The organism is Romboutsia sp. BSD2780061687b_171204_C1 (genome assembly GCF_015560225.1).
GTDB classification, from domain to species: Bacteria; Bacillota; Clostridia; order Peptostreptococcales; family Peptostreptococcaceae; genus Romboutsia_C; species Romboutsia_C hominis.
The window spans coordinates 22,584-46,592 of the sequence record NZ_JADMRK010000009.1 but is presented as its reverse complement, the minus strand read 5'-3'; the positions used below and the strand labels follow the sequence as shown (position 1 = coordinate 46,592).

The 24,009-nt window shown below is 33.2% G+C and carries 22 protein-coding genes and 1 other annotated feature; all 22 genes read left to right on the top strand.

The window, feature by feature from the left end; all coding sequences use genetic code 11:
* Positions 1-208: 208 nt before the first annotated feature.
* Positions 209-1,690, top strand: coding sequence for a glutamate--tRNA ligase (gene gltX / locus I2H23_RS12805; protein WP_166506181.1), 1,482 nt, complete (start codon positions 209-211; stop codon positions 1,688-1,690).
* A 371-nt stretch (positions 1,691-2,061) separates the two neighbouring features.
* On the top strand, positions 2,062-2,217 hold the full coding sequence (locus I2H23_RS12800) for a hypothetical protein (RefSeq protein WP_166506182.1): 156 nt from the start codon (positions 2,062-2,064) through the stop codon (positions 2,215-2,217).
* A gap of 138 nt (positions 2,218-2,355) precedes the next feature.
* The gene (gene cysS / locus I2H23_RS12795; RefSeq protein ID WP_166506183.1) at positions 2,356-3,753 is read left to right on the top strand and encodes a cysteine--tRNA ligase; all 1,398 of its coding nucleotides are present in this window, start codon (positions 2,356-2,358) and stop codon (positions 3,751-3,753) included.
* Positions 3,754-3,755: 2 nt separating this feature from the next.
* Entirely contained in the window at positions 3,756-4,151 is a 396-nt protein-coding gene (locus I2H23_RS12790; protein WP_166506184.1) for a Mini-ribonuclease 3, read from the top strand.
* A 134-nt stretch (positions 4,152-4,285) separates the two neighbouring features.
* Complete coding sequence (gene thyX, locus I2H23_RS12785; RefSeq protein WP_166506185.1) at positions 4,286-5,044, top strand: FAD-dependent thymidylate synthase; 759 nt, start codon at positions 4,286-4,288, stop codon at positions 5,042-5,044.
* Positions 5,045-5,056: 12 nt separating this feature from the next.
* Positions 5,057-5,791 (top strand): 23S rRNA (guanosine(2251)-2'-O)-methyltransferase RlmB, encoded by a 735-nt coding sequence (rlmB, locus tag I2H23_RS12780; protein WP_166506186.1) that lies wholly within the window; start codon positions 5,057-5,059, stop codon positions 5,789-5,791.
* A 1-nt stretch (position 5,792) separates the two neighbouring features.
* A complete protein-coding gene (locus tag I2H23_RS12775; protein WP_166506187.1) occupies positions 5,793-6,320 on the top strand; it encodes an NYN domain-containing protein in 528 nt (175 codons plus the stop codon).
* 61 nt (positions 6,321-6,381) lie between these two features.
* On the top strand, positions 6,382-7,029 hold the full coding sequence (sigH, locus tag I2H23_RS12770) for an RNA polymerase sporulation sigma factor SigH (RefSeq protein ID WP_166506188.1): 648 nt from the start codon (positions 6,382-6,384) through the stop codon (positions 7,027-7,029).
* A gap of 69 nt (positions 7,030-7,098) precedes the next feature.
* Positions 7,099-8,292, top strand: a complete 1,194-nt coding sequence (tuf, locus tag I2H23_RS12765) for an elongation factor Tu (RefSeq protein ID WP_092921788.1) — start codon at positions 7,099-7,101, stop codon at positions 8,290-8,292.
* 219 nt (positions 8,293-8,511) lie between these two features.
* Positions 8,512-8,661 carry a 50S ribosomal protein L33 gene (gene rpmG, locus I2H23_RS12760; protein ID WP_092921766.1) on the top strand — a complete coding sequence of 50 codons (150 nt, stop codon included), beginning with the start codon at positions 8,512-8,514 and terminating at the stop codon, positions 8,659-8,661.
* 22 nt (positions 8,662-8,683) lie between these two features.
* Positions 8,684-8,908 carry a preprotein translocase subunit SecE gene (secE, locus tag I2H23_RS12755; RefSeq protein ID WP_092921768.1) on the top strand — a complete coding sequence of 75 codons (225 nt, stop codon included), beginning with the start codon at positions 8,684-8,686 and terminating at the stop codon, positions 8,906-8,908.
* 15 nt (positions 8,909-8,923) lie between these two features.
* On the top strand, positions 8,924-9,466 hold the full coding sequence (gene nusG, locus I2H23_RS12750) for a transcription termination/antitermination protein NusG (RefSeq protein WP_166506189.1): 543 nt from the start codon (positions 8,924-8,926) through the stop codon (positions 9,464-9,466).
* 36 nt (positions 9,467-9,502) lie between these two features.
* Entirely contained in the window at positions 9,503-9,928 is a 426-nt protein-coding gene (gene rplK, locus I2H23_RS12745) for a 50S ribosomal protein L11 (RefSeq protein WP_021121982.1), read from the top strand.
* Positions 9,929-10,004: 76 nt separating this feature from the next.
* Entirely contained in the window at positions 10,005-10,703 is a 699-nt protein-coding gene (gene rplA / locus I2H23_RS12740; RefSeq protein ID WP_092921771.1) for a 50S ribosomal protein L1, read from the top strand.
* 52 nt (positions 10,704-10,755) lie between these two features.
* Positions 10,756-10,886 (top strand) — a sequence feature (ribosomal protein L10 leader region).
* Positions 10,887-10,932: 46 nt separating this feature from the next.
* Positions 10,933-11,436 (top strand): 50S ribosomal protein L10, encoded by a 504-nt coding sequence (rplJ, locus tag I2H23_RS12735; RefSeq protein ID WP_092921773.1) that lies wholly within the window; start codon positions 10,933-10,935, stop codon positions 11,434-11,436.
* A 78-nt stretch (positions 11,437-11,514) separates the two neighbouring features.
* Positions 11,515-11,877 (top strand): 50S ribosomal protein L7/L12, encoded by a 363-nt coding sequence (gene rplL / locus I2H23_RS12730; RefSeq protein ID WP_092921776.1) that lies wholly within the window; start codon positions 11,515-11,517, stop codon positions 11,875-11,877.
* A gap of 241 nt (positions 11,878-12,118) precedes the next feature.
* Positions 12,119-15,823, top strand: a complete 3,705-nt coding sequence (rpoB, locus tag I2H23_RS12725; RefSeq protein ID WP_092921778.1) for a DNA-directed RNA polymerase subunit beta — start codon at positions 12,119-12,121, stop codon at positions 15,821-15,823.
* 43 nt (positions 15,824-15,866) lie between these two features.
* On the top strand, positions 15,867-19,355 hold the full coding sequence (rpoC, locus tag I2H23_RS12720; protein WP_092921780.1) for a DNA-directed RNA polymerase subunit beta': 3,489 nt from the start codon (positions 15,867-15,869) through the stop codon (positions 19,353-19,355).
* A gap of 297 nt (positions 19,356-19,652) precedes the next feature.
* A complete protein-coding gene (gene rpsL / locus I2H23_RS12715; RefSeq protein ID WP_092921782.1) occupies positions 19,653-20,075 on the top strand; it encodes a 30S ribosomal protein S12 in 423 nt (140 codons plus the stop codon).
* Between the two features lie 125 nt (positions 20,076-20,200).
* A complete protein-coding gene (rpsG, locus tag I2H23_RS12710) occupies positions 20,201-20,671 on the top strand; it encodes a 30S ribosomal protein S7 (RefSeq protein ID WP_092921784.1) in 471 nt (156 codons plus the stop codon).
* A gap of 49 nt (positions 20,672-20,720) precedes the next feature.
* The gene (fusA, locus tag I2H23_RS12705; protein WP_092921786.1) at positions 20,721-22,787 is read left to right on the top strand and encodes an elongation factor G; all 2,067 of its coding nucleotides are present in this window, start codon (positions 20,721-20,723) and stop codon (positions 22,785-22,787) included.
* 81 nt (positions 22,788-22,868) lie between these two features.
* On the top strand, positions 22,869-24,009 hold a 1,141-nt coding region (tuf, locus tag I2H23_RS12700), incomplete at its 3' end, for an elongation factor Tu (RefSeq protein WP_195581716.1).

Here is a 24,009-nt window from a genome sequence, read left to right as displayed (position 1 = left end):
TAATATAAAATAAGAGCTTAAAATAAGATAAATTTAAATTTTTTTAAGTTAGTACTTATAAAATAGATTTATAGGTGTATACTTGTAGGTATAAAAATATAATAATATCGCGATTTTAACATAGATTTGGGTAAAATAACATTACAATATATGTGTTATTCTGATATTATAAATTTATACATAACAACTATTAGAGGAGGCTATTCAAATGAATGTAAGAGTAAGATTTGCTCCAAGTCCAACTGGATTTGTACACATAGGTAGTTTAAGAACTGCTTTATATAACTACTTATTTGCAAAGAGAATGGGTGGAGAGTACATATTAAGAGTAGAAGACACAGACCAAACTAGATTAGTGGATGGTGCAATAGAAAATATGCTTAATGCTATGAGTTGGGCTGGAGTTAATCATAGCGAAGGTGTTATGATAGATGAAAATGGAAACATAACTCAAGTAGGTGAAAATGGGCCATATATACAATCTGAAAGATTAGATATATATAAAGATTATATAAAACAATTATTAGATAATGGACAAGCATACTACTGTTTCTGTACAAAAGAAAGATTAGACGAAGTAAGAGAAAAGCAAAAAGAAGCTGGAGAAACTCCAAGATACGATGGTCACTGTAGAGATCTTTCTAAAGAAGAAGTTGAAGCTAAGATAGCAGCAGGAGAACCTTACGTTATAAGATTAAAATTACCTGAAAATCATGTTATAAAATTCACTGACTTAGTTAGAGGTGAAACAGAATTTAACACTAATGATTTAGATGACCAAGTTTTAATAAAGACTGATGGATTCCCAACTTATCACTTTGCAGTTGTAGTTGATGACCATTTAATGAAAATAACTCATGTTATAAGAGGAGAAGAATGGGTTTCTTCAACTCCAAAGCATGTTTACTTATATGAAGCATTTGGATGGGAAGCACCAACATTTGTACATTTACCAAATATACTTAACAAAGAAAAGAAAAAGTTAAGTAAGAGACATGGTGATGTTGCAGTTGAAGACTTCAAGAAAAAAGGATATTTACCACAAGGATTAGTTAACTATGTTGCATTAGTTGGCTGGTCTCCAGAAGACAACCAAGAAATATTCACTATGGAAGAATTAGAGAAAGCTTTCTCTGTAGAAAGAGTATCTAAGAGTGGTGGAGTATTTGATACAGAAAAACTAAACTGGGTTAACCAACATTATATAAAGGAAGCAGATGATAGCTACTTAACAGACTTAGCTATACCTTTCTTAGTTGAAGCTGGTCTTATAACAGAAGAAGAAGCTACTACTAAGTATGATTTTATAAAAGGAATGGTATCAGTTGTTAAAGAAAAATTACAATATGTAAAAGAAATAACTGAACATGCTAATATATTCTTCTCAAATGAAGTTAAATTAGAAACTGAAGAATGTAGAGAATTCTTAAACTTAGAACATATACCAACTTTAATAGATGCATTACAAACTAAGATAGAAAATGCAGAAGTTGTAGATGAAGCATTTGTTAAAGCTATGTTTAAAGAAATACAAAAAGAACACGGTATAAAAGGTAAAAACTTATTCATGGGTTCTAGAGTAATATTAACAGGACAAATGCATGGACCAGATTTACCAAAGACTATGGAAGTTCTAGGAAAAGAAAATTGTTTAGAGAGAATAGCATACGTTAAAAACAACATATTATAATATGAAAAGAGCTCACCTAGTTAGGTGAGTTTTTTTATTAATTTCAACATAGATTATATAAATAGCATTAAATAATAATTATATTTATTTTAAAATTTTACTAAATATATTATATTCAAAAAATGTAGCATATCTAGGAGTTTTATATATAATAAGAGAAATAAACAAAATAGAAAGAAATATATGTTAATTTTTAGTACTATGAAGAGTAAAAAATTATTTGTGTAGTATTTTGATGAAAAGATTTATGGGTATAACTAAAGGGATTATTTAAAACAAAGTTAATATATAAAAAGCATAAGAAAATAAATTATTTGAAAAGTTATTTTTAAAATACAATATAGTTTTACTTTATACCAGGGAGGGTAACTATGTATAGTAATAATAAAGATGATATAAAAAAAGAATTGAAAAGTTTATGTGCAGATTATGTTAACATACTAGAGAAGTTAAAAAAAGAAAAAATTATAAGTGAAGAAACTTATAATACTTGTTCCTTAAAAAAAATTTCATTTTTAGAAGAATAAACCTATAATTTTTTTGCAATCAGATTTTTTTAAAATCATAAGGACATAATAGTAGTACTATTAATTGTAAAGAATTTAAACTATAATATAATATATAGATAGTTAAGAAATAATATAACAATCAGTGAGGTGATAAGAGTGAAGTTATACAATACATTAACAAGAACAAAAGAAGAATTTGTTCCATTAGAAGAAGGAAAGGTAAAAATGTATGTGTGTGGACCTACAGTTTACAACTATATACATATAGGTAATGCTAGACCTTTCATAATGTTTGATACACTTAGAAGATATTTAGAATATAGAGGTTTTGATGTAACTTACGTTCAAAACTTTACAGATGTAGATGATAAAATAATAAAAAGAGGTCATGAAGAAAACATAGCACCAGAAGAAGTGGCTAATAAATACATAAATGAGTATTTTGTTGATGCTGATGGATTAGGAATAAAAAGAGCAGATGTTCATCCTAGAGTAACAGATAACATACAACAAATAATAGATTTTGTTAAGGAATTAGAAGAAAAAGGATATGCTTATGAATCTAACGGAGATGTATACTTTGACACTAAAAAATTTGAAGGATACGGAAAACTTTCTAAACAAAATCAAGACGATTTAGAAGCTGGAGCAAGAATAGAAGTTAATAGTCAAAAGAGACATCCAATGGATTTCGTTCTTTGGAAAGCAAAAAAAGAAGGAGAACCAGGATGGGAAAGTCCATGGGGAGAAGGTAGACCAGGATGGCATATAGAATGTTCAGTTATGTCTAAGAGATACTTAGGTGAAACTATAGATATACATGCTGGAGGTCAAGATTTAACATTCCCTCACCATGAAAATGAAATAGCTCAAAGTGAAGCTAGAAGTGGAAAAACTTTCTCTAATTATTGGGTACACAATGGATACATAAACATAAACAATGAAAAAATGAGTAAATCTCTAGGAAACTTCTTTACAGTAAGAGAGATATCTGAAAAATATGATTTAGAAATAGTAAGATTCTTCATGTTATCTGCACATTACAGAAATCCAGTTAACTTCAGTGATGAAATGTTAGCACAAGCTAAAGCAGGGCTTGAAAGACTTTACAATGCTAAAGAAAAATTAGAATTCACAATAGAAAACTTAAAAGAAAGTTCTTTAACTGAAGGAGAAAAAGATTTAGTATCTGAATTAAATAGTTACAGAGAAAAGTTTATAAACGCTATGGAAGATGACTTAAATACAGCAGATGCAATAAGTGCTATATTTGAATTATCTAAGTTTATAAACACTAATGTAAATGAAAATTCTTCTTTAGAATTTGCTAAATTATGTCTAGATGAATTTAATGAATTAACTTCTGTATTAAATATAGTTAATAAGAAAAATGATGATATATTAGATGAAGAAATAGAAAATCTTATACAAAAAAGAGTAGATGCTAAGAAAAATAAAGATTATAAATTAGCAGATGATATAAGACAAGAGTTATTAGAAAAAGGCATAATACTAGAAGATACTAGACAAGGAACTAAGTGGAAGAGAGCATAATTATGAATAGAACGGAATTAATAACAATGTCTCCATTAGTATTAGCCTATATAGGTGATACAATATATGAGTCATATATAAGAGAGTATCTAATAAGAAAGAACATCAACAAAAAGGTCAATGACCTTCACAAGTCAGCTATAAAGTATGTTAATGCTAAGGCACAGGCGACAGTAATGCATGAAATAGAAGATGAGTTAAGTGAAGATGAATTAAGAATCTACAAAAGAGGTAGAAATCAAAAATCTCATACTTCTCCTAAAAATGCAGATATTATAGACTATAAATGTGCAACTGGGTTCGAAGCTTTAGTGGGATATCTACATTTAGGCGGAGAGAAAGATAGGCTTGACTACATAGTTGAAAAAGGCATAAATATCATAGAAAAAAATATGTAAAGGTATTGTTAAAAACAATACCTTTTTATATACGAGTATATATACTTTTTTATGATAGACAAAATAAATAAAAAAATATAATTTTAATATTGTATAATAAAAAATATGAATATTTTAAGGAAGAGGTTTTAGAGATGAAAGTAAAATTATTAGCACATACACCAGAACCAGAAAAGGTAATATCAATGGCTGCAAAACTATGTTATTCAGCAGTAGGGGTGGATCAAATAGAAGAAAATCTAACAGATGAATCGGTAGATAGATTTCTAAATATGTTAATAAATATAGGGCATGAATCTCCATTAGAGCATGTATCATTTACATTTGCAGTTGAAGGAATATCAAGAGCTTGTTCTCACCAATTAGTTAGACATCGTATAGCAAGCTATTCACAACAAAGTCAAAGGTATGTAAAGTTAGATCAATTTGAGTATATAGTACCACCAGAGATAGAAGCAGTAAAAGAAGCTAAAGAAGTATTTATACAAGCTATGGAAGAAGATCAAAAATCATATGATAAATTAGTGGATATATTATTTGATAAACATTATAATAATATGATAAAAGATGGAAAAAATGAAAAAGAAGCTAAAAGACAAGCTGAAAAGAAAGCAATAGAAGATGCTAGATATGTATTTCCTAATGCATGTGAAACAAAAGTAGTATTTACTATGAATACAAGAAGTTTATATAATTTCTTAAATCATAGATGCTGTGAGAGGGCACAATGGGAAATAAGAGAGCTATCAATAGAAATGCTAAGACAATTAAAGCAAGTAGCTCCAATCTTATTTAAAAATATAGGACCTAAATGTGTAAAAGGACCTTGCCCAGAAGGTAACATGACATGTGGGAATATAGTTCAGATAAGAGACAAGTTTAAAAATTTATAGGCGGTGAAAGAATTGGCAAGTATAGAAGGTAGAAATCCTGTAATAGAAGCAATAAAAAATGGTAGAGAAATAGATAAGATAATGGTATCTAACTCTGCAAAAGAAGGATCAATAAAAAAAATAATAGCAATGGCTAAAGAAAAGAACATAATAGTTCAATATGTTGATAAGCATAAATTAGATGAAATTAGTACAAGTCACTCTCATCAAGGTGTAATAGCTCAAGTAAGTGAACTTAAGTATTGGGAATTAGATGATTTAATAGATAGTGTTAAAGAAAAAGGAGAAGATCCATTTTTTATAATACTAGATGAAATAACAGACCCTCACAATTTAGGTTCAATAATTAGAACAGCAGATGCAGTTGGAGCTCATGGGGTTATAATACCAAAAAGAAGATCAGTTCACGTTACCCCAGTAGTTGCTAAAGCATCAGCAGGAGCTGTAGAATATGTACCTATATGTAAGGTAACTAATATAGTTAATACGATAAAGAGACTAAAAGAAGAAGGACTATGGATAGCAGCAGCTGATATGGATGGACAAGTATTTTATGAGCAAAACCTTACAGGTTCAATAGGTCTTGTAATAGGAAGTGAAGGTTTTGGTATATCTAGATTAGTTAAACAAAACTGCGACTTCACTATAAAAATGCCTATGATAGGTAATGTTACATCGCTAAATGCATCTGTAGCAGGTGGAATACTTCTTTATGAGATATTTAAACAAAGATCAGGTGTAAAATAAATTGAGAAGAAATGTAAAAAGTTATCTAATAATAGATGGTTACAATATAATAAACGCATGGGATGAATTAAAGGACATTGCTCAAACAAGTCTAGAAAGTGCTAGGGAAAAATTAATAGACATAATAATCGAATATGCTGAATTTACAGGAAGAAAAGCTATAATAGTGTTTGATGCATATAATGTAAAGCATAGTAGAGAAACTGTAGAAGACAGGAAATATATAACTGTGGTATACACTAGAGAGCATCAAACTGCAGATAGCTACATAGAAAAATTTATAAGTACTCTTTCCAGATACGACGATATAAAAGTTGCTACAAATGATTATGCAGAACAGCAAATTATTTTAGGAAAAGGAGCAACAAGAATATCTGCCAGAGAGTTAAAGTTAGACTTAGACAAAGCTAAGTCGAATATAAGGGAAAAAAACAGTAGTAACCAAAAAAAGATACAGCGAAATTGGTTAGAAGAAAGATTAGATAAAGAGACATTGTCGAAACTTGAGAACATTCGTAGAATGCATTGAAATTACTAAAATTATTCGCTTATAATATAGCTATGAAAATGTTTTATTGGGGGAGATTTACATGTTCGTAGCTAATGACGAAAAATATGGGTTAATAGATAATTCGCAACAAGATGAGTATGAAATAGTATTAAAAGCGAGTAAGGGGGATACAATAGCATTAGAATATATTATAAAAAAATATAAAAATTTCGTTAAAGCAAAAGCGAAATCATATTTTTTAATAGGGGCAGACAAAGAAGATATAATACAAGAAGGTATGATAGGTTTATACAAAGCAGTTAGAGATTTTGATGCTACTAAAACAAATTCTTTTAGAGGATTTGCTGAAATATGCATAACTAGACAAATAATAACTGCTATAAAAACAGCAACTAGGCAAAAACATATACCGTTAAATTCCTACATATCATTAAATAAACCGATATATGATGAGGAGTCTGATAGAACTCTTTTAGATATAATAGCAACAAGCATAGTTAGTGATCCAGAAGAGCTTATAATAAGTAAAGAGGAGCTAAAACACATTCAAAGTAAGATGGATGAGCTTTTAAGTGATCTAGAACAAGAAGTATTAGAACTATACTTAAATGGTAAGTCTTATCAGTATATAGCAGACAAGCTTGGAAGAGATGTAAAATCAATAGATAATGCTCTTCAAAGAGTCAAGAGAAAATTAGAAAAACATCTTGAAAACAGGAATAATTAATAGTAAAATACTTATCATAAGCTTAATGTAAGCTATAACTAATAATATAAAAACAGGAGGTATTTCAAAATGGCTAAAGCTAAATTTGAAAGAAATAAACCACATGTTAATATAGGAACTATAGGTCACGTTGACCACGGTAAAACTACATTAACAGCTGCAATAACAAAAACTTTATTCGATAGATATCAATTAGGAGAAGCAGTAGATTTCGCTAACATAGATAAAGCTCCAGAAGAAAGAGAAAGAGGAATCACAATATCAACTGCTCACGTTGAATACGAAACTCCAAACAGACACTACGCACACGTTGACTGTCCAGGACATGCTGACTACGTTAAGAACATGATAACAGGAGCAGCTCAAATGGATGGTGCTATATTAGTTTGTTCAGCAACTGATGGACCAATGCCTCAAACAAGAGAGCATATATTATTATCAAGACAAGTTGGTGTACCATACATAGTAGTATTCTTAAACAAGTGTGATATGGTAGACGACGAAGAATTATTAGAGTTAGTTGAAATGGAAGTTAGAGACTTATTAAATGAGTACGAATTCCCAGGAGATGACACTCCAATAGTAAGAGGATCTGCTTTAATGGCATTACAAGATTCTTCTTCAGAGTGGGGAGACAAAATAGTTGAATTATTCGAGCAAATAGATGAATATATACCAGCTCCAGAAAGAGACGTTGACAAAGACTTCTTAATGCCAGTAGAAGACGTATTCTCTATAACAGGTAGAGGAACAGTTGCTACAGGTAGAGTTGAAAGAGGAGTATTAAAGGTTCAAGACGAAGTTGAAATAGTAGGACTTGCTGACGAGCCAAGAAAAGTTGTAGTAACAGGAGTAGAAATGTTCAGAAAGTTATTAGACCAAGCACAAGCTGGAGATAACATAGGAGCATTAATAAGAGGTGTACAAAGAAATGAAATAGAAAGAGGACAAGTTATGGCTAAGCCAGGAACAGTTAAGCCTCACACTAAGTTCAATGCAGAAGTATACGTTCTTAAAAAAGAAGAAGGTGGAAGACATACTCCATTCTTCGATGGATACAGACCACAATTCTACTTCAGAACAACTGACGTAACAGGAACTTGTAAGTTACCAGAAGGTACAGAAATGGTTATGCCTGGAGATAACATACAAATGACTATAGAGTTAATAAACTCAATAGCAATAGAAGAAGGATTAAGATTCGCGATAAGAGAAGGTGGAAGAACAGTAGCATCAGGTGTTGTTGCTTCTATAATAGAGTAATCTTTTCTTAGGTGATTAATCTATAGATAAAAGAGGGGTTTTAACCCCCTCTTTTTTTAAAGAGAGAAACCACAAAAACATTGACACCACTATAATTTTGTGATAACTTATACAAGGTAATGATTCAGGAAGGTAATAATACCTCAATAAATAATTAAGGTGTTATATTATTATATATATATTAATTATTATTGCATAAAAAAGTTGGAGGTGTAGCAGATGAGAGTTAAAGTAACTTTAGCATGTACAGAGTGTAATCAAAGAAACTACAACACTACTAAGAACAAGAAAAACAACCCAGACAGAATAGAATTACAAAAATACTGTAGATTCTGTAAGAAGCACACTACTCACAAAGAAACAAAATAGTTTTTTATAAGGAGTGGATTAAATGGCTGCCCAAGCAAATCAAGGCGCAGGAACTAAGAAAAAGAGAACTGGTTTAGTATCTTATATAAAAGAAACAAAACAAGAACTTAGTAGAGTTTCATGGCCAAGTAGGAAAGAATTACTTAAAAATACAGGGGTAGTTTTAACTGTAGTTATTTCATCTACTATATTAGTGTGGGTTTTAGATAGTGTATTATCTGGTGCACTAGGGCTGATACTAAAATAGAAAAGGAGAATCAAAATGTCGGAATTACAAGAAGCAAGATGGTATGTTGCACATACTTATTCAGGACATGAGAATAAGGTTAAAGCTACGATAGAAAAAGCTGTAAAAACTAGAGGTATGGAAGACTACATAAAGCAAGTAGTTGTACCTACTGAAGATGTAGTTGAAACTACTAAAACAGGGAAAGAAAAAACTAGACAACGTAAGATATTTCCAGGTTATGTTCTAGTAAAAATGATAATCACTGATGAATCTTGGTATGTCGTAAGAAATACTAAGGGAGTTACTGGATTTGTTGGACCAGGGTCTAAGCCAGTACCATTAAGTGAAGATGAAGTACTAGCTATGGGCATAGAATTAACTGAACCTAAAATAGGTAACAGCGATATCGACTTAGAAATAGGAGATGCTGTTGAAGTTTCAAACGGACCATTCGCTGGACAAGTAGGTACAGTTGAAGCGATAGACGTAGAAGCTAAAGAAGTTAAAGTGTGCATAGATGCATTTGGAAAGAAGACTCTATTTGTTGTAGAGTCAGATAGTATAGAGAAATTATAATAGTTACTCAAATATAAAAATAAGGAGGTACGAAAAATGGCTAAAAAAGTTATAGGTCAAATAAAATTACAAATACCTGCAGGAAAGGCTACTCCAGCACCACCAGTTGGTCCAGCATTAGGACAACACGGTGTTAACATAATGGGATTCACAAAAGAATTCAATGCTAAGACTGCAGATCAAGCTGGAATGATAATACCAGTTGTTATAACTGTATACCAAGATAGATCATTCTCATTCATAACAAAAACTCCACCAGCTGCAGTATTATTAAAGAAAGCTGCTGGTTTAGATACTGCATCAGGAGAACCAAACAAGAAGAAGGTTGCTACTTTATCTTCAGCTAAGATAAGAGAAATAGCTGAATTAAAGATGCCTGACTTAAACGCTGCTTCAGTAGAATCTGCTATGAGAATGATAGCTGGTACTGCAAGAAGTATGGGAATCGTTGTAGAAGACTAATTTCAAATAAATTAGACACTTCTTTAAGAAGTGGGAGGTTTAAAAACCGAATATAACCACAAGGAGGAAAATAAAAATGGCTAAAAAAGCAAAGAAATATGTAGAAGCATTAAGCAAAGTAGACAGAGCTAAATTCTACGATGCTACAGAAGCTTTAGCATTAGTTAGTGAAATAGCTACTGCTAAGTTCGATGAGACTGTTGAAGCTCATATAAAATTAGGTGTTGACTCAAGACACGCTGATCAACAAGTTAGAGGTGCTGTAGTATTACCTCACGGAACTGGTAAAACTAAGAAAGTTTTAGTTTTCGCTAAAGGTGAAAAAGCTAAGGAAGCTGAACAAGCTGGAGCTGACTTTGTAGGAGCTGAAGAATTAGTTCAAAAAATACAAGGTGAAAACTGGTTTGATTTCGATATAGTTGTTGCTACTCCAGACATGATGGGTGTAGTTGGTAGATTAGGTAGAGTATTAGGACCTAAAGGTTTAATGCCAAACCCTAAATCAGGAACAGTTACATTTGATGTAGCTAAAGCTATAGATGAAATAAAAGCAGGTAAAGTTGAGTACAGATTAGACAAAACTAACATAATACACGTTCCAGTAGGAAAAGTATCATTTGGTGGAGAAAAGTTAGCTGAAAACTTTGCAACTTTAATGGAAGCAATAGTTAAAGCTAAGCCAGCTGCTGCTAAAGGACAATACTTAAGAAGTATAACAGTTGCATCTACTATGGGACCTGGAGTTAAAATAAACCCAGCTAAAATAGCAGAATAATAAAAACTGTTGACATGGCTAAACAAAAATGTTAATATAACATTTGTTGATATAAAAAAGAATAGATTTGCCGTAGACAGTAGGTGCTTAAGGGCTTAATATCCTACCGAGGTTTTAGATAAATTGAAATTACTAAAGCTTTTGTTGTCTACTTTTAGACACGAAAGCTTTTTTAAATGAGATTGCGGCGAATACTAAACCTAATCAGGTGAAGGAGGTGCACATCTAGATGAGAAAAGCTATAGAACTTAAATCACAAGTTGTGGCTGAAATAGTTGAAAAATTAGAAAAGTCATCTGCTGCTGTTGTTGTTGATTACAAAGGATTAACAGTTGAAGAGGTTACTGAACTAAGAAAGAAAATGAGAGAAGCTGGTGTTGAATACAAAGTATACAAAAACACTTTAGTTAGAAAAGCTGCTAAAGAAGTTGGTATAGAACAATTCAACGATGAATTATTAGTTGGAACTAATGCAATAGCTTTCGGATACGAAGACCCTGTTGCTCCAGCTAGAATATTAAAAGAATTCATGGATTCTCATCCAAAAATGCAATTAAAGATGGGTATAGTAGAAGGAGAATTCTACAACGAGTCTCAAATAGTTGAGTTCGCTAACATACCATCAAGAGAAGTTCTTCTTGCAAAATTACTTGGAAGCTTAAAAGCTCCAATGTCAAACTTCGCATACTTATTAGATGCAATGATAAAGAAACAAGAAGGTCAAGAAGCTTAATAAACATTAACCAAGAAAAAATTGGATTGGTTATATAATTAATTAAAAATTAACGAAAATAATTCGGAGGTGCTAAAAATGACAATAGAACAAATATTAGAAGCTATAGAAAATATGAAAGTTTTAGAATTAAATGAATTAGTTAAAGCTGCTGAAGAAAAATTCGGTGTATCTGCTTCAGCTCCAGTTATGATGGCTGGTGCAGTTGCTGGTGGAGCTGCTGAAGAAAAGACAGAATTCGACGTAGTATTAGCTAACGCTGGTTCTTCAAAAGTTGGAGTTATAAAAGCTGTTAGAGAAATAACTGGATTAGGATTAAAAGAAGCTAAGGAATTAGTTGACAACGCTCCTAAGACATTAAAAGAAGGAGTTTCTAAAGAAGAAGCTGACCAAATGAAAGAAAAATTAGAAGCTGCTGGAGCTTCAGTAGAAGTTAAGTAGTTTTCTTTTAAGAGGTGTCCTGTTTGGGGCACCTTTTTTGTTTTCTAAAAAAATATGTAAAAAATGAGAATTTTAGTTTAATATTTTGCGCATAATAAATAATGCATATTTTGTAGGATAAATTAAATGTAAAGAATAGAATAATATACATATTGAAAAATGCTTGACATTATGATAAAATTATTAGATGCGTTAGAATAAACTATGGTTTTATTTTTTATTATTGAGAGGTGAAAAGTGAATGCCACATCCTGTCACGATAGGTAAAAGAACTAGAATGAGCTTTTCTAAGATAAAAGAAATAGCTGATGTGCCAAATCTTATAGAATTACAAGTTGATTCTTATAAGTGGTTTATCGAAGATGGATTAAAAGAAGTTTTCGAAGACATATCTCCAATAGAAGATTACACAGGTAATCTTATATTAGAATTTGTTGATTACTCTTTAGACGATAAGCCTAAGTATGACATAGAAGAATGTAAAGATAGAGATGCCACATACTGTGCACCTCTAAAAGTTAAGGTTAGACTTATAAATAAGGAAACTGGGGAAATAAAAGAGCAAGAAGTATTTATGGGAGATTTCCCTTTAATGACAGAAAAAGGAACTTTCATAATAAATGGTGCTGAGAGAGTTATAGTAAGTCAGTTAGTTAGATCTCCTGGCGTTTACTATGCTTTAGAGAGAGATAAAACAGGTAAGAAGTTAATATCATCTACTGTAATCCCTAACAGAGGAGCATGGTTAGAATACGAAACAGATTCTAATGATGTAATATCTGTAAGAGTTGACAGAACTAGAAAGCAACCAGTAACAGTATTATTAAGAGCTCTAGGAATAGGTACGGATGCAGAAATAATCGAACTTCTTGGAGAAGATGAGAGATTAGCTGCAACATTAGAAAAAGATAATACTACTTCTGTTGAAGAAGGTTTAATTGAGATATACAAGAAGTTAAGACCGGGTGAACCACCAACAGTAGAAAGTGCATCATCATTATTAAATGCATTATTCTTTGATGCTAAGAGATATGACTTAGCAAAAGTAGGTAGATATAAGTTTAACAAAAAGCTTGCTCTATGCTACAGAATAATGAACAGAGTTTCAGCTGAAGATATAGTTAATCCAGAAACTGGAGAAGTATTTGTAAAAGCTGGAGAAAAAATAAGCTACGAAGTAGCTAAGGATATTCAAAATTCTGGAATAAACGTAGTTAGTTTATTACTAGATGATGAAAAGACTGCTAAGGTTATAGGTAATAACTTTGTTGATATAAAATCACATATAGAATTCAATATAGATGATTTAAATATAAAAGAAAAAGTTCATTACCCAACTTTAAAAGAGATAATGGATGAATATAGTGACGAAGAAGAAATAAAAGAAGCTATAAAATCTAGAATAAAAGAGCTTATACCAAAGCATATACTATTAGATGACATAATAGCATCTATAAACTACCAATTCAACTTATTCCATGAAATAGGTTACATAGATGATATAGATCATTTAGGTAACAGAAGAATAAGATCAGTTGGTGAGTTATTACAAAACCAAGTTAGAATAGGTTTATCTAGAATGGAAAGAGTTATAAAGGAAAGAATGACTGTTCAAGACATGGAAGCAATAACTCCTCAAGCTCTAGTTAACATAAGACCTGTTTCTGCTGCTATAAAAGAATTCTTCGGTAGTTCACAGTTATCTCAGTTCATGGATCAAACTAACCCATTATCTGAGTTAACACACAAGAGAAGATTATCTGCACTAGGACCAGGGGGTCTTTCAAGAGAAAGAGCTGGGTTCGAAGTTCGTGACGTTCATCATTCTCACTACGGAAGAATGTGTCCTATAGAGACACCAGAAGGACCAAACATCGGTCTTATAAACTCATTAGGTACTTATGCTAAGATAAATGAATTTGGTTTCATAGAATCTCCTTATAGAAAAGTAGATAAGGAAAATGGTAGAGTAACTGATGAGATACATTACTTAACAGCTGATGAAGAAGATTTATTCATAAGAGCTCAGGCTAATGAACCATTAGAAGAAGATGGAACATTCATAAACAAGAGATTAGTATGTAGAACTAAAAATGGTGCTGTTGAACTAGTTCCAGTATCAAGAGTTGACTACATGGATATATCTCCAAAGCAAGTTGTTTCTATAGCAACTGCAATGATACCATTCTTAGAAAATGACGATGCCAACCGTGCGCTGATGGGATCGAACATGCAACGTCAAGCAGTACCTCTAGTGAGAAGAGAAGCTCCAATCATAGGTACAGGGGTTGAGTACAGAGCTGCTAAAGACTCTGGAGCAGTTGTTGTTGCTAAGAACTCTGGTATAGCTGATAGAGTTACAGCTGATGAAATAATAATTAAAAGAGAAGATGGAAACAAAGATAGATATAAATTACTTAAGTTTAAGCGTTCAAACCAAGGTACTTGTATAAATCAAACTCCTATAATAAATAAAGGAGATAAGATAGAAAAAGGTGATGTTATAGCTGACGGACCTTCAACAGATCTTGGAGAAGTAGCATTAGGAAGAAACTGCTTCATAGCGTTCATGACTTGGGAAGGTTATAACTACGAAGATGCCATCTTAATAAATGAAAGATTAGTTAAAGAAGATAGATTATCAACAATTCATATAGAAGAATATGAATGTGAAGCTAGAGATACTAAGTTAGGACCTGAAGAAATAACTAGAGATATACCTAACGTTGGAGAAAGTGCTATAAAGAACTTAGACGAAAGAGGTATAATCAGAATAGGTGCTGAAGTAGATTCTGGAGATATATTAGTTGGTAAAGTAACTCCAAAAGGAGAAACTGAGCTTACTGCAGAAGAAAGATTACTTCGTGCTATATTCGGAGAAAAAGCTAGAGAAGTTAGAGATACTTCACTTAAGGTTCCTCATGGAGAATCTGGTATAATAGTTGATGTTAAAGTGTTCACTAGAGAAAATGGTGACGATTTATCTCCAGGTGTTAATGAATTAGTTAGATGTTATATAGCTAAGAAGAGAAAGATAACTGTTGGGGATAAAATGGCCGGACGTCATGGTAATAAAGGGGTTATATCTAGAATCTTACCAGAAGAAGATATGCCATTCATGCCAGACGGAACACCATTAGATATAGTTCTTAACCCACAAGGTATACCATCTCGTATGAACATCGGACAGGTTCTTGAAGTTCATTTAGGTCTTGCTGCTAAGGCTTTAGGATGGCATGTTGCTACATCAGTATTTGATGGTGCAAAAGAGCCAGATATAAGAAAAGCATTAGTTGAAGCTGGATACCCAGAAGATGGAAAGATAACTTTATATGATGGTAGAACAGGTGATACTTTCGATAACCCAATAACAGTTGGATACATGTACATGTTAAAACTACATCACTTAGTTGATGATAAGTTACATGCTAGAAGTACAGGACCATACTCATTAGTAACTCAACAACCACTAGGTGGTAAAGCACAATTCGGTGGACAAAGATTCGGTGAGATGGAGGTTTGGGCTCTAGAAGCATACGGAGCTGCTCATATACTTCAAGAAATACTTACTGTTAAATCTGACGACGTTGTAGGACGTGTTAGAGCATACGAAGCAATCGTAAAAGGTGAAAATATACCTGAACCAGGAATACCAGAATCATTCAAGGTTCTTATAAAAGAACTTCAAAGTTTATGCTTAGATGTAAAGGTATTAACTGATGAAGATCAAGAAATAGAAGTCAGAGAATCACTAGATGTAGAAGAAACTACTGGTGAATTTGAATTAGATATAATAGAAAATGTTAAAGAAATGGAAGATGACCATATAATAGAAGAAATCGAAGAAGAAGATTTCGAGAATGGTGATATGGATAACATTGAATTTGAAGAAGACATAGTTTATGATGAAATAGACTATGATGATACAGAAGACTTTGATGTATAATATTTTTATTAATGTAAATATCAAATAGAAGGGAGAGAACTCCTTGTTTGAATTAAACAATTTTGAGTCGATAAAGATAGCACTAGCTTCTCCAGAGAAAATAAGACAATGGTCTAGAGGAGAAGTAAAAAAGCCTGAAACTATAAACTACCGTACACTAAAACCAGAAAAAGATGGTCTTTTCTGTGAAAGAATATTTGGACCTCAAAAAGACTGGGAATGTCACTGTGGTAAATATAGAAGAGTAAGATACAAAGGTGTAGTTTGTGATAGATGTGGAGTAGAAGTTACTAAAGCTAAAGTAAGAAGAGAAAGAATGGGACATATAGAGCTAGCAGCTCCTATGTCTCATATCTGGTACTTCAAAGGGATACCAAGTAGAATGGGACTTTTACTTGATATGTCTCCTAGATCTTTAGAGAAGATACTATACTTTGCTTCATACGTAGTAGTTGATCCAGGAGAAACTGGATTAAATGCTAAGCAATTATTAACAGAAAAAGAATACAGAACTGCAGTTGATAAGTATGGATACAATACTTTCACAGTAGGTATGGGTGCTGAAGCTGTAAAACAATTATTACAAAATATTGATTTAGAGCAAGAAAGCAAAGAGTTAAGAGCTGACCTTAAGGACAGCACTGGACAAAAGAGAGTTAGAACTATAAGAAGATTAGAAGTTGTGGAAGCATTCAGAAAGTCAGGAAACAAGCCTGAGTGGATGATATTAGATGCTATTCCAGTAATACCACCAGATTTAAGACCAATGGTACAACTTGATGGTGGAAGATTTGCAACTTCTGACCTAAATGATTTATACAGAAGAGTTATAAATAGAAATAACAGATTAAAGAGATTATTAGAACTTGGAGCTCCTGACATAATCGTTAGAAATGAAAAGAGAATGCTTCAAGAAGCTGTAGATGCTTTAATCGACAATGGTAGAAGAGGTAGACCTGTAACAGGACCTGGTAATAGACCACTTAAGTCTTTATCAGACATGCTAAAAGGTAAGCAAGGACGTTTCCGTCAAAACTTACTTGGTAAGCGTGTTGACTACTCAGGACGTTCAGTTATAGTTGTTGGACCAGAACTTAAATTCTATCAATGTGGTCTTCCAAAGAAAATGGCCCTTGAATTATTCAAGCCATTCGTTATGGATAGATTAGTTAAAGAAGGTTATGCACACAACATAAAGAGTGCAAAAACTATAGTAGAAAAAGTTAAGCCAGAAGTTTGGGATGTTTTAGAAGAAGTTATAAAGAGTCATCCAGTTCTACTTAACCGTGCTCCTACTCTACACAGACTTGGTATACAAGCATTTGAACCTGTATTAGTAGAAGGTAAAGCAATAAAACTACATCCACTAGTATGTACAGCGTACAACGCTGACTTCGACGGTGACCAGATGGCGGTTCACGTTCCTTTATCAGTAGAAGCACAAGCAGAAGCAAGATTCTTAATGCTATCTGTAAACAACATACTTGCACCTAAAGATGGTACACCAATAACTACTCCTTCTCAGGATATGGTTCTAGGTTGTTACTACTTAACAATAGAAGACCAAGGTGGAGAAAAAGGAACAGGTACAATATTTAAAGATTACAATGAAATGTTACTTGCTTATGAGAATAAAGCGGTTGAATTACATTCATTAGTAAAGATGAGAGTTGTACTTGAAGATGGAAGAAGTTCTTTAGTTGAAAGTACAGTAGGTAGATTTATATTCAATGAAAATATACCTCAAGACTTAGGATTTGTTGATAGAGAGAAAGATCCATTTGGATTAGAAGTTGATTTCTTAGTTGACAAAAAATCTCTAGGTAAAATAATAGATAAGTGTTTCAGAAGACATGGAAACACTAGAACAGCTATGATGTTAGACCACATAAAATCTTTAGGATTTAAATTCTCTACTAGAGGTGGTATAACAGTTGCCGTTGCAGATATGAAGATACCTGAAGAGAAGAAGGATCATATAGCAGCTGCAGAAGAAAAAGTTGATAAATATGAAAAAGCATATAGAAGAGGTCTTATATCTGACGAAGAAAGATATGAAAGAGTTATAGAAACTTGGACAGAGACTACTGAAAAAGTTACAGATGCTCTTATGTCAGGTCTAGAAAGGCTTAATAATATATTCATAATGGCTCACTCTGGAGCCAGAGGTTCTAAGAACCAGATAAGACAGTTAGCTGGTATGCGTGGTCTGATGGCCAATGCATCTGGTAAAACAGTTGAAGTTCCAGTTAAATCTAACTTCCGTGAAGGGTTAACAGTAATGGAATACTTCACATCATCACATGGTGCTAGAAAAGGTCTTGCCGATACAGCGCTTCGTACAGCCGATTCAGGTTACTTAACAAGAAGACTTGTTGATGTCAGTCAAGATGTTATAGTAAGAGAAATAGACTGTGGAACTAGTGATGTAACAGAAGTTACTGCAATAAAAGATGGAAACGAAGTAATAGAAGAACTATACGATAGAATTGTTGGAAGATATACTATAGCTCCTATAGTAAATCCTACAACTGGTGAAGTTATAGTTGAAGCTGATGCTATGATACAAGAAGCTGATGCTGATAGAATAGTTGAAGCTGGAATAGAAAAAGTTGAAATAAGAACAGTTCTTAACTGTAAGACAAACCACGGAGTTTGTTCTAAGTGTTATGGTAGAAACCTTGCAACAGGTAAGGAAGTAAACATAGGTGAAGCTGTAGGTATAATAGCTGCTCAATCAATCGGGGAGCCAGGAACACAGCTTACAATGCGTACATTCCATACAGGTGGGGTTGCCGGTGGAGATATAACTCAAGGTCTTCCAAGGGTTGAGGAATTATTCGAAGCCAGAAAACCAAAAGGTTTAGCAGTTATAACAGAAGTTGCTGGTAGAGTTGAAATAGATGAAACTGGTAAGAGAAAAGAAGTAGCTGTAATACCACAAGAAGGAGAAACTCAAGTATATGCAATACCTTACGGATCAAGAATAAGAGTTAAGCAAGGTCAAATGGTTGAAGCAGGAGATCCATTAACTCAAGGTTCTATAAATCCACATGATATAGTAAGAGTACAAGGTATAAGTGGAGTTCAAAACTATATAGTTAAAGAAGTTCAAAGAGTTTATAGAATGCAAGGGGTTGACGTTAACGATAAGCATATAGAAGTTATAGTTAGACAAATGCTATCTAAAGTTAAGGTTGAAGATCCAGGAGATACAGAATTATTACCAGGTGGTTATGAAGATGTATTAACATTCAATAAATGTAATGAAGAAGCTATTGCTAACGGTTTAAGACCAGCAGTCGCTAAGAGAACTTTACTTGGTATAACTAAAGCTTCTCTTGCTACAGAATCATTCTTATCTGCAGCTTCATTCCAAGAAACAACAAGAGTTCTTACTGAAGCAGCTATAAAAGGTAAGGAAGATCACTTAATAGGTCTTAAAGAGAATGTTATAATAGGTAAATTAATACCAGCAGGAACAGGTATGAAGAGATACAAGAACATAGCTGTTGAAAAAATTGAAGAGTAAGCTTGAACTAGCCGATTAATAGCTAGAAAGTAACTTGACAGTAATTATGTCTGGTGATAAAATGTTAAAGTGTGCAATTGAAAGTTATCTAAGAGCTTATGGCTCTTAGAGTTTTCAATTGGACTTTATATAATTAAAGAACTAGCAGCACCAAACTGCAAAGAGCTAAAACCACAGGAATGTGAGTTAATAGACATTTAATTGTGAGTAACGTAAGTTACTATGAATCAATATGCTTTCATATTGATGTAGTTGGCGGTCATTAAGATCGAAAATTTGGAAAAGGAGGTGCAGATGATGCCAACAATTAACCAATTAGTTCGTAAAAGAAGACAAGCAATAGAAAAGAAATCTACTGCTCCAGCATTACAAAAAGGGTACGATTCTTTACACAAGAAATCTACTAACACAAGTTCACCACAAAAAAGAGGAGTTTGTACTTCAGTTAAAACAGTAACTCCTAAGAAACCTAACTCAGCTTTAAGAAAAGTTGCCAGAGTTAGATTAACAAACGGAATAGAAGTTTCTGCTTATATACCAGGTGAAGGACACAACTTACAAGAGCATAGTGTTGTTCTTATAAGAGGAGGAAGAGTAAAAGACCTTCCAGGGGTTAGATACCACATATTAAGAGGTACATTAGATACTGCAGGTGTTGATAAGAGAATGCAAGCAAGATCTAAGTACGGTGCTAAGAGACCTAAAGCTGCAAAGAAATAGTAAAAATTAACAATTGATTATAGTGCGGTGCTTTAAATATATATAGATATTTATGGCATCACGGCATATTATGATGTCGAGTACCTATGATTTAATAATATCAAATAATTAAGGAGGGAAGCAAAATGCCAAGAAAAGGTAATGTTCCAAAGAGAGAAGTATTAGCTGATCCAATGTATGGAAGTAAAGTTGTTACTAAGTTAATAAACAATTTAATGATAGATGGAAAAAAAGGAAAAGCTCAAACAATAGTATATGATGCTTTTGCTTTAGTAGCTGAAAGAACAGGAGAAGAAGCCATAGAAGTATTCAACAGAGCTATGGATAACATAATGCCTGTTTTAGAAGTTAAAGCTAGAAGAGTTGGTGGAGCTAACTACCAAGTTCCAGTTGAAGTTAGACCAGAAAGAAGACAAACTTTAGGTTTAAGATGGTTAGTAAACTACACTAGAGCTCGTGGAGAAAAAGGAATGGTTGAAAAGTTAGCGAAAGAAATAATGGACGCTGCAAACAACACAGGAGCTTCAGTTAAGAAGAAAGAAGATACTCATAAGATGGCAGAGGCTAATAAAGCATTTGCTCACTACAGATTCTAATAGTAGGATATAAAGATACCTTTTAAGGGATATCGTAAGGAGGAGAACCATGGCTAGAAAGTTTCCTTTAGAAAGAACTAGAAATATAGGAATCATGGCTCATATAGATGCAGGAAAAACTACTACTACAGAAAGAATCCTATTCTATACAGGGCAAACACATAAAATAGGAGAAACTCACGAAGGAGCTTCTCAAATGGACTGGATGGAGCAAGAGAAGGAAAGAGGTATAACAATAACTTCTGCCGCTACTACTGCTGCATGGAGAGACCATAGAATAAACATAATAGATACACCAGGACACGTCGACTTCACAGTTGAGGTTGAAAGATCTCTAAGAGTTCTTGACGGTTCAGTTGCTGTATTCTGTGCTAAAGGTGGGGTTGAACCTCAATCTGAGAACGTATGGAGACAAGCTGATAACTACGGTGTACCTAGAATAGCATTCGTAAATAAAATGGACATCATGGGTGCAGACTTCTTTAACGTTGTATCAATGATGAGAGAAAGATTAAATGCAAATGCTGTACCAATGCAATTACCAATAGGTAAAGAAGATTGGTTAGAAGGTGAAGTTGACTTATTAGAAATGAAAGCTCATATCTATAAAGACGACTTAGGAAAAGAAATAGAAATAACTGAAATACCAGAAGATATGAAAGAATTAGCTCAAGAGTGGAGAGAAAAAATGGTTGAAGCAGTAGCTGAAACTGATGAAGATCTAATGATGAAATATCTTGAAGGTGAAGAGCCAACTATAGAAGAGTTAAAAACTGCTATAAGAAAGGCTACTATAGCTTGTGAAATGAACCCAGTATTCTGTGGATCTGCTTACAAGAACAAAGGTGTTCAGTTATTATTAGATGCAGTTGTTGATTATTTACCAGCTCCAACTGATATAGCTGCTATAAAAGGTATATTAGAAAATGGTGAAGAAGCAGAAAGACACTCATCTGATGAAGAACCATTCTCAGCTTTAGCATTCAAAATAATGACTGACCCATTCGTTGGTAAGTTAGCATTCTTCAGAGTTTACTCTGGAATAATGCAAGGTGGATCATACGTACTAAACTCTACTAAAGGTAAGAGAGAAAGAATAGGACGTATACTACAAATGCATGCTAATACAAGAGAAGAAATAACAGAAGTATACGCAGGAGACATAGCTGCAGCAGTAGGATTAAAAGATACTACTACTGGAGATACTTTATGTGATCCAGCTAATCCAATAATACTTGAATCTATGGAATTCCCTGAGCCAGTTATATCTGTTGCTATAGAGCCTAAGTCTAAAGCAGCTCAAGAAAAGATGGGTATAGCTCTTCAAAAATTAGCTGAAGAGGATCCAACTTTCAGAGTTAAGACTGATGAAGAAACAGGACAAACTATAATATCTGGTATGGGTGAATTACACTTAGAGATAATAGTTGATAGATTATTAAGAGAATTCAAAGTTGAAGCTAACGTTGGTGCTCCACAAGTTGCTTACAGAGAAACTATAACTCAACCAGTAGATGTTGAATACAAGTACTCTAAGCAATCAGGAGGTAGAGGACAATACGGACACGTTAAGATCAGAGTTAATCCTCAAGAGCCAGGTGCTGGTTACAAGTTTGAAAACAAAACTGTTGGTGGATCTGTTCCTAAGGAATATGTTGGACCAACTGATGCAGGTATACAAGGTGCAATGCAATCTGGTATAGTTGCTGGATACCCAGTTGTTGACGTTGCTGTTGAATTATACGATGGTTCTTACCATGAAGTCGATTCATCAGAAATGGCATTCAAGATGGCTGGTTCTATGGCTATGAAGGAAGCTATGAAGAAAGGTAATGCAGTATTACTTGAGCCTTACTTCAAAGTTGAAGTTGTTACTCCAGAAGAGTACATGGGAGATGTTATGGGTGGATTAAACTCTAAGAGAGGTTTAATACAAGGTATGGAAGCTAGATCTGGTGCACAAGTTATAAATGCATTCGTTCCACTTTCAGAAATGTTTGGATACTCTACTGAGTTAAGATCATCTACTCAAGGTCGTGCAACATACACAATGATATTCGACCACTACGAGCAAGTTCCAGCTTCAGTTGCTAAGAAAATAGCTGAAGGAAAATAATAATTTTTTTAAAAATAAGTATAATAAGTAAGACGAGGTTACCTCGTCTTACATAAAATATATATAGGGAGGTATTTCAAAATGGCTAAAGCTAAATTTGAAAGAAATAAGCCGCACGTTAATATAGGAACTATAGGACACGTTGACCACGGTAAAACTACATTAACAGCTGCAATAACAAAAACTTTATTCGATAGATATCAATTAGGAGAAGCAGTAGATTTCGCTAACATAGATAAAGCTCCAGAAGAAAGAGAAAGAGGAATCACAATATCAACTGCTCACGTTGAATACGAAACTCCAAACAGACACTACGCACACGTTGACTGTCCAGGACATGCTGACTACGTTAAGAACATGATAACAGGAGCAGCTCAAATGGATGGTGCTATATTAGTTTGTTCAGCAACTGATGGACCAATGCCTCAAACAAGAGAGCATATATTATTATCAAGACAAGTTGGTGTACCATACATAGTAGTATTCTTAAACAAGTGTGATATGGTAGACGACGAAGAATTATTAGAGTTAGTTGAAATGGAAGTTAGAGACTTATTAAATGAGTACGAATTCCCAGGAGATGACACTCCAATAGTAAGAGGATCTGCTTTAATGGCATTACAAGATTCTTCTTCAGAGTGGGGAGACAAAATAGTTGAATTATTCGAGCAAATAGATGAATATATACCAGCTCCAGAAAGAGACGTTGACAAAGACTTCTTAATGCCAGTAGAAGACGTATTCTCTATAACAGGTAGAGGAACAGTTGCTACAGGTAGAGTTGAAAGAGGAGTATTAAAGGTTCAAGACGAAGTTGAAATAGTAGGACTTGCTGACGAGCCAAGAAAAGTTGTAGTAACAGGAGTAGAAATGTTCAGAAAGTTATTAGACCAAGCACAAGCTGGAGATAACATAGGAGCATTAATAAGAGGTGTACAAAGAAATGAAATAGAAAGAGGACAAGTTATGGCTAAGCCAGGAACAGTTAAGCCTCACACTAAGTTCAATGCAGAAGTATACGTTCTTAAAAAAGAAGAAGGTGGAAGACATACTCCATTCTTCGATGGATACAGACCACAATTCTACTTCAGAACAACTGACGTAACAGGAACTTGTAAGTTACCAGAAGGTACAGAAATGGTTATGCCTGGAGATAACATACAAATGACTATAGAGTTAATAAACTCAATAGCAATAGAAGAAGGATTAAGATTCGCAATAA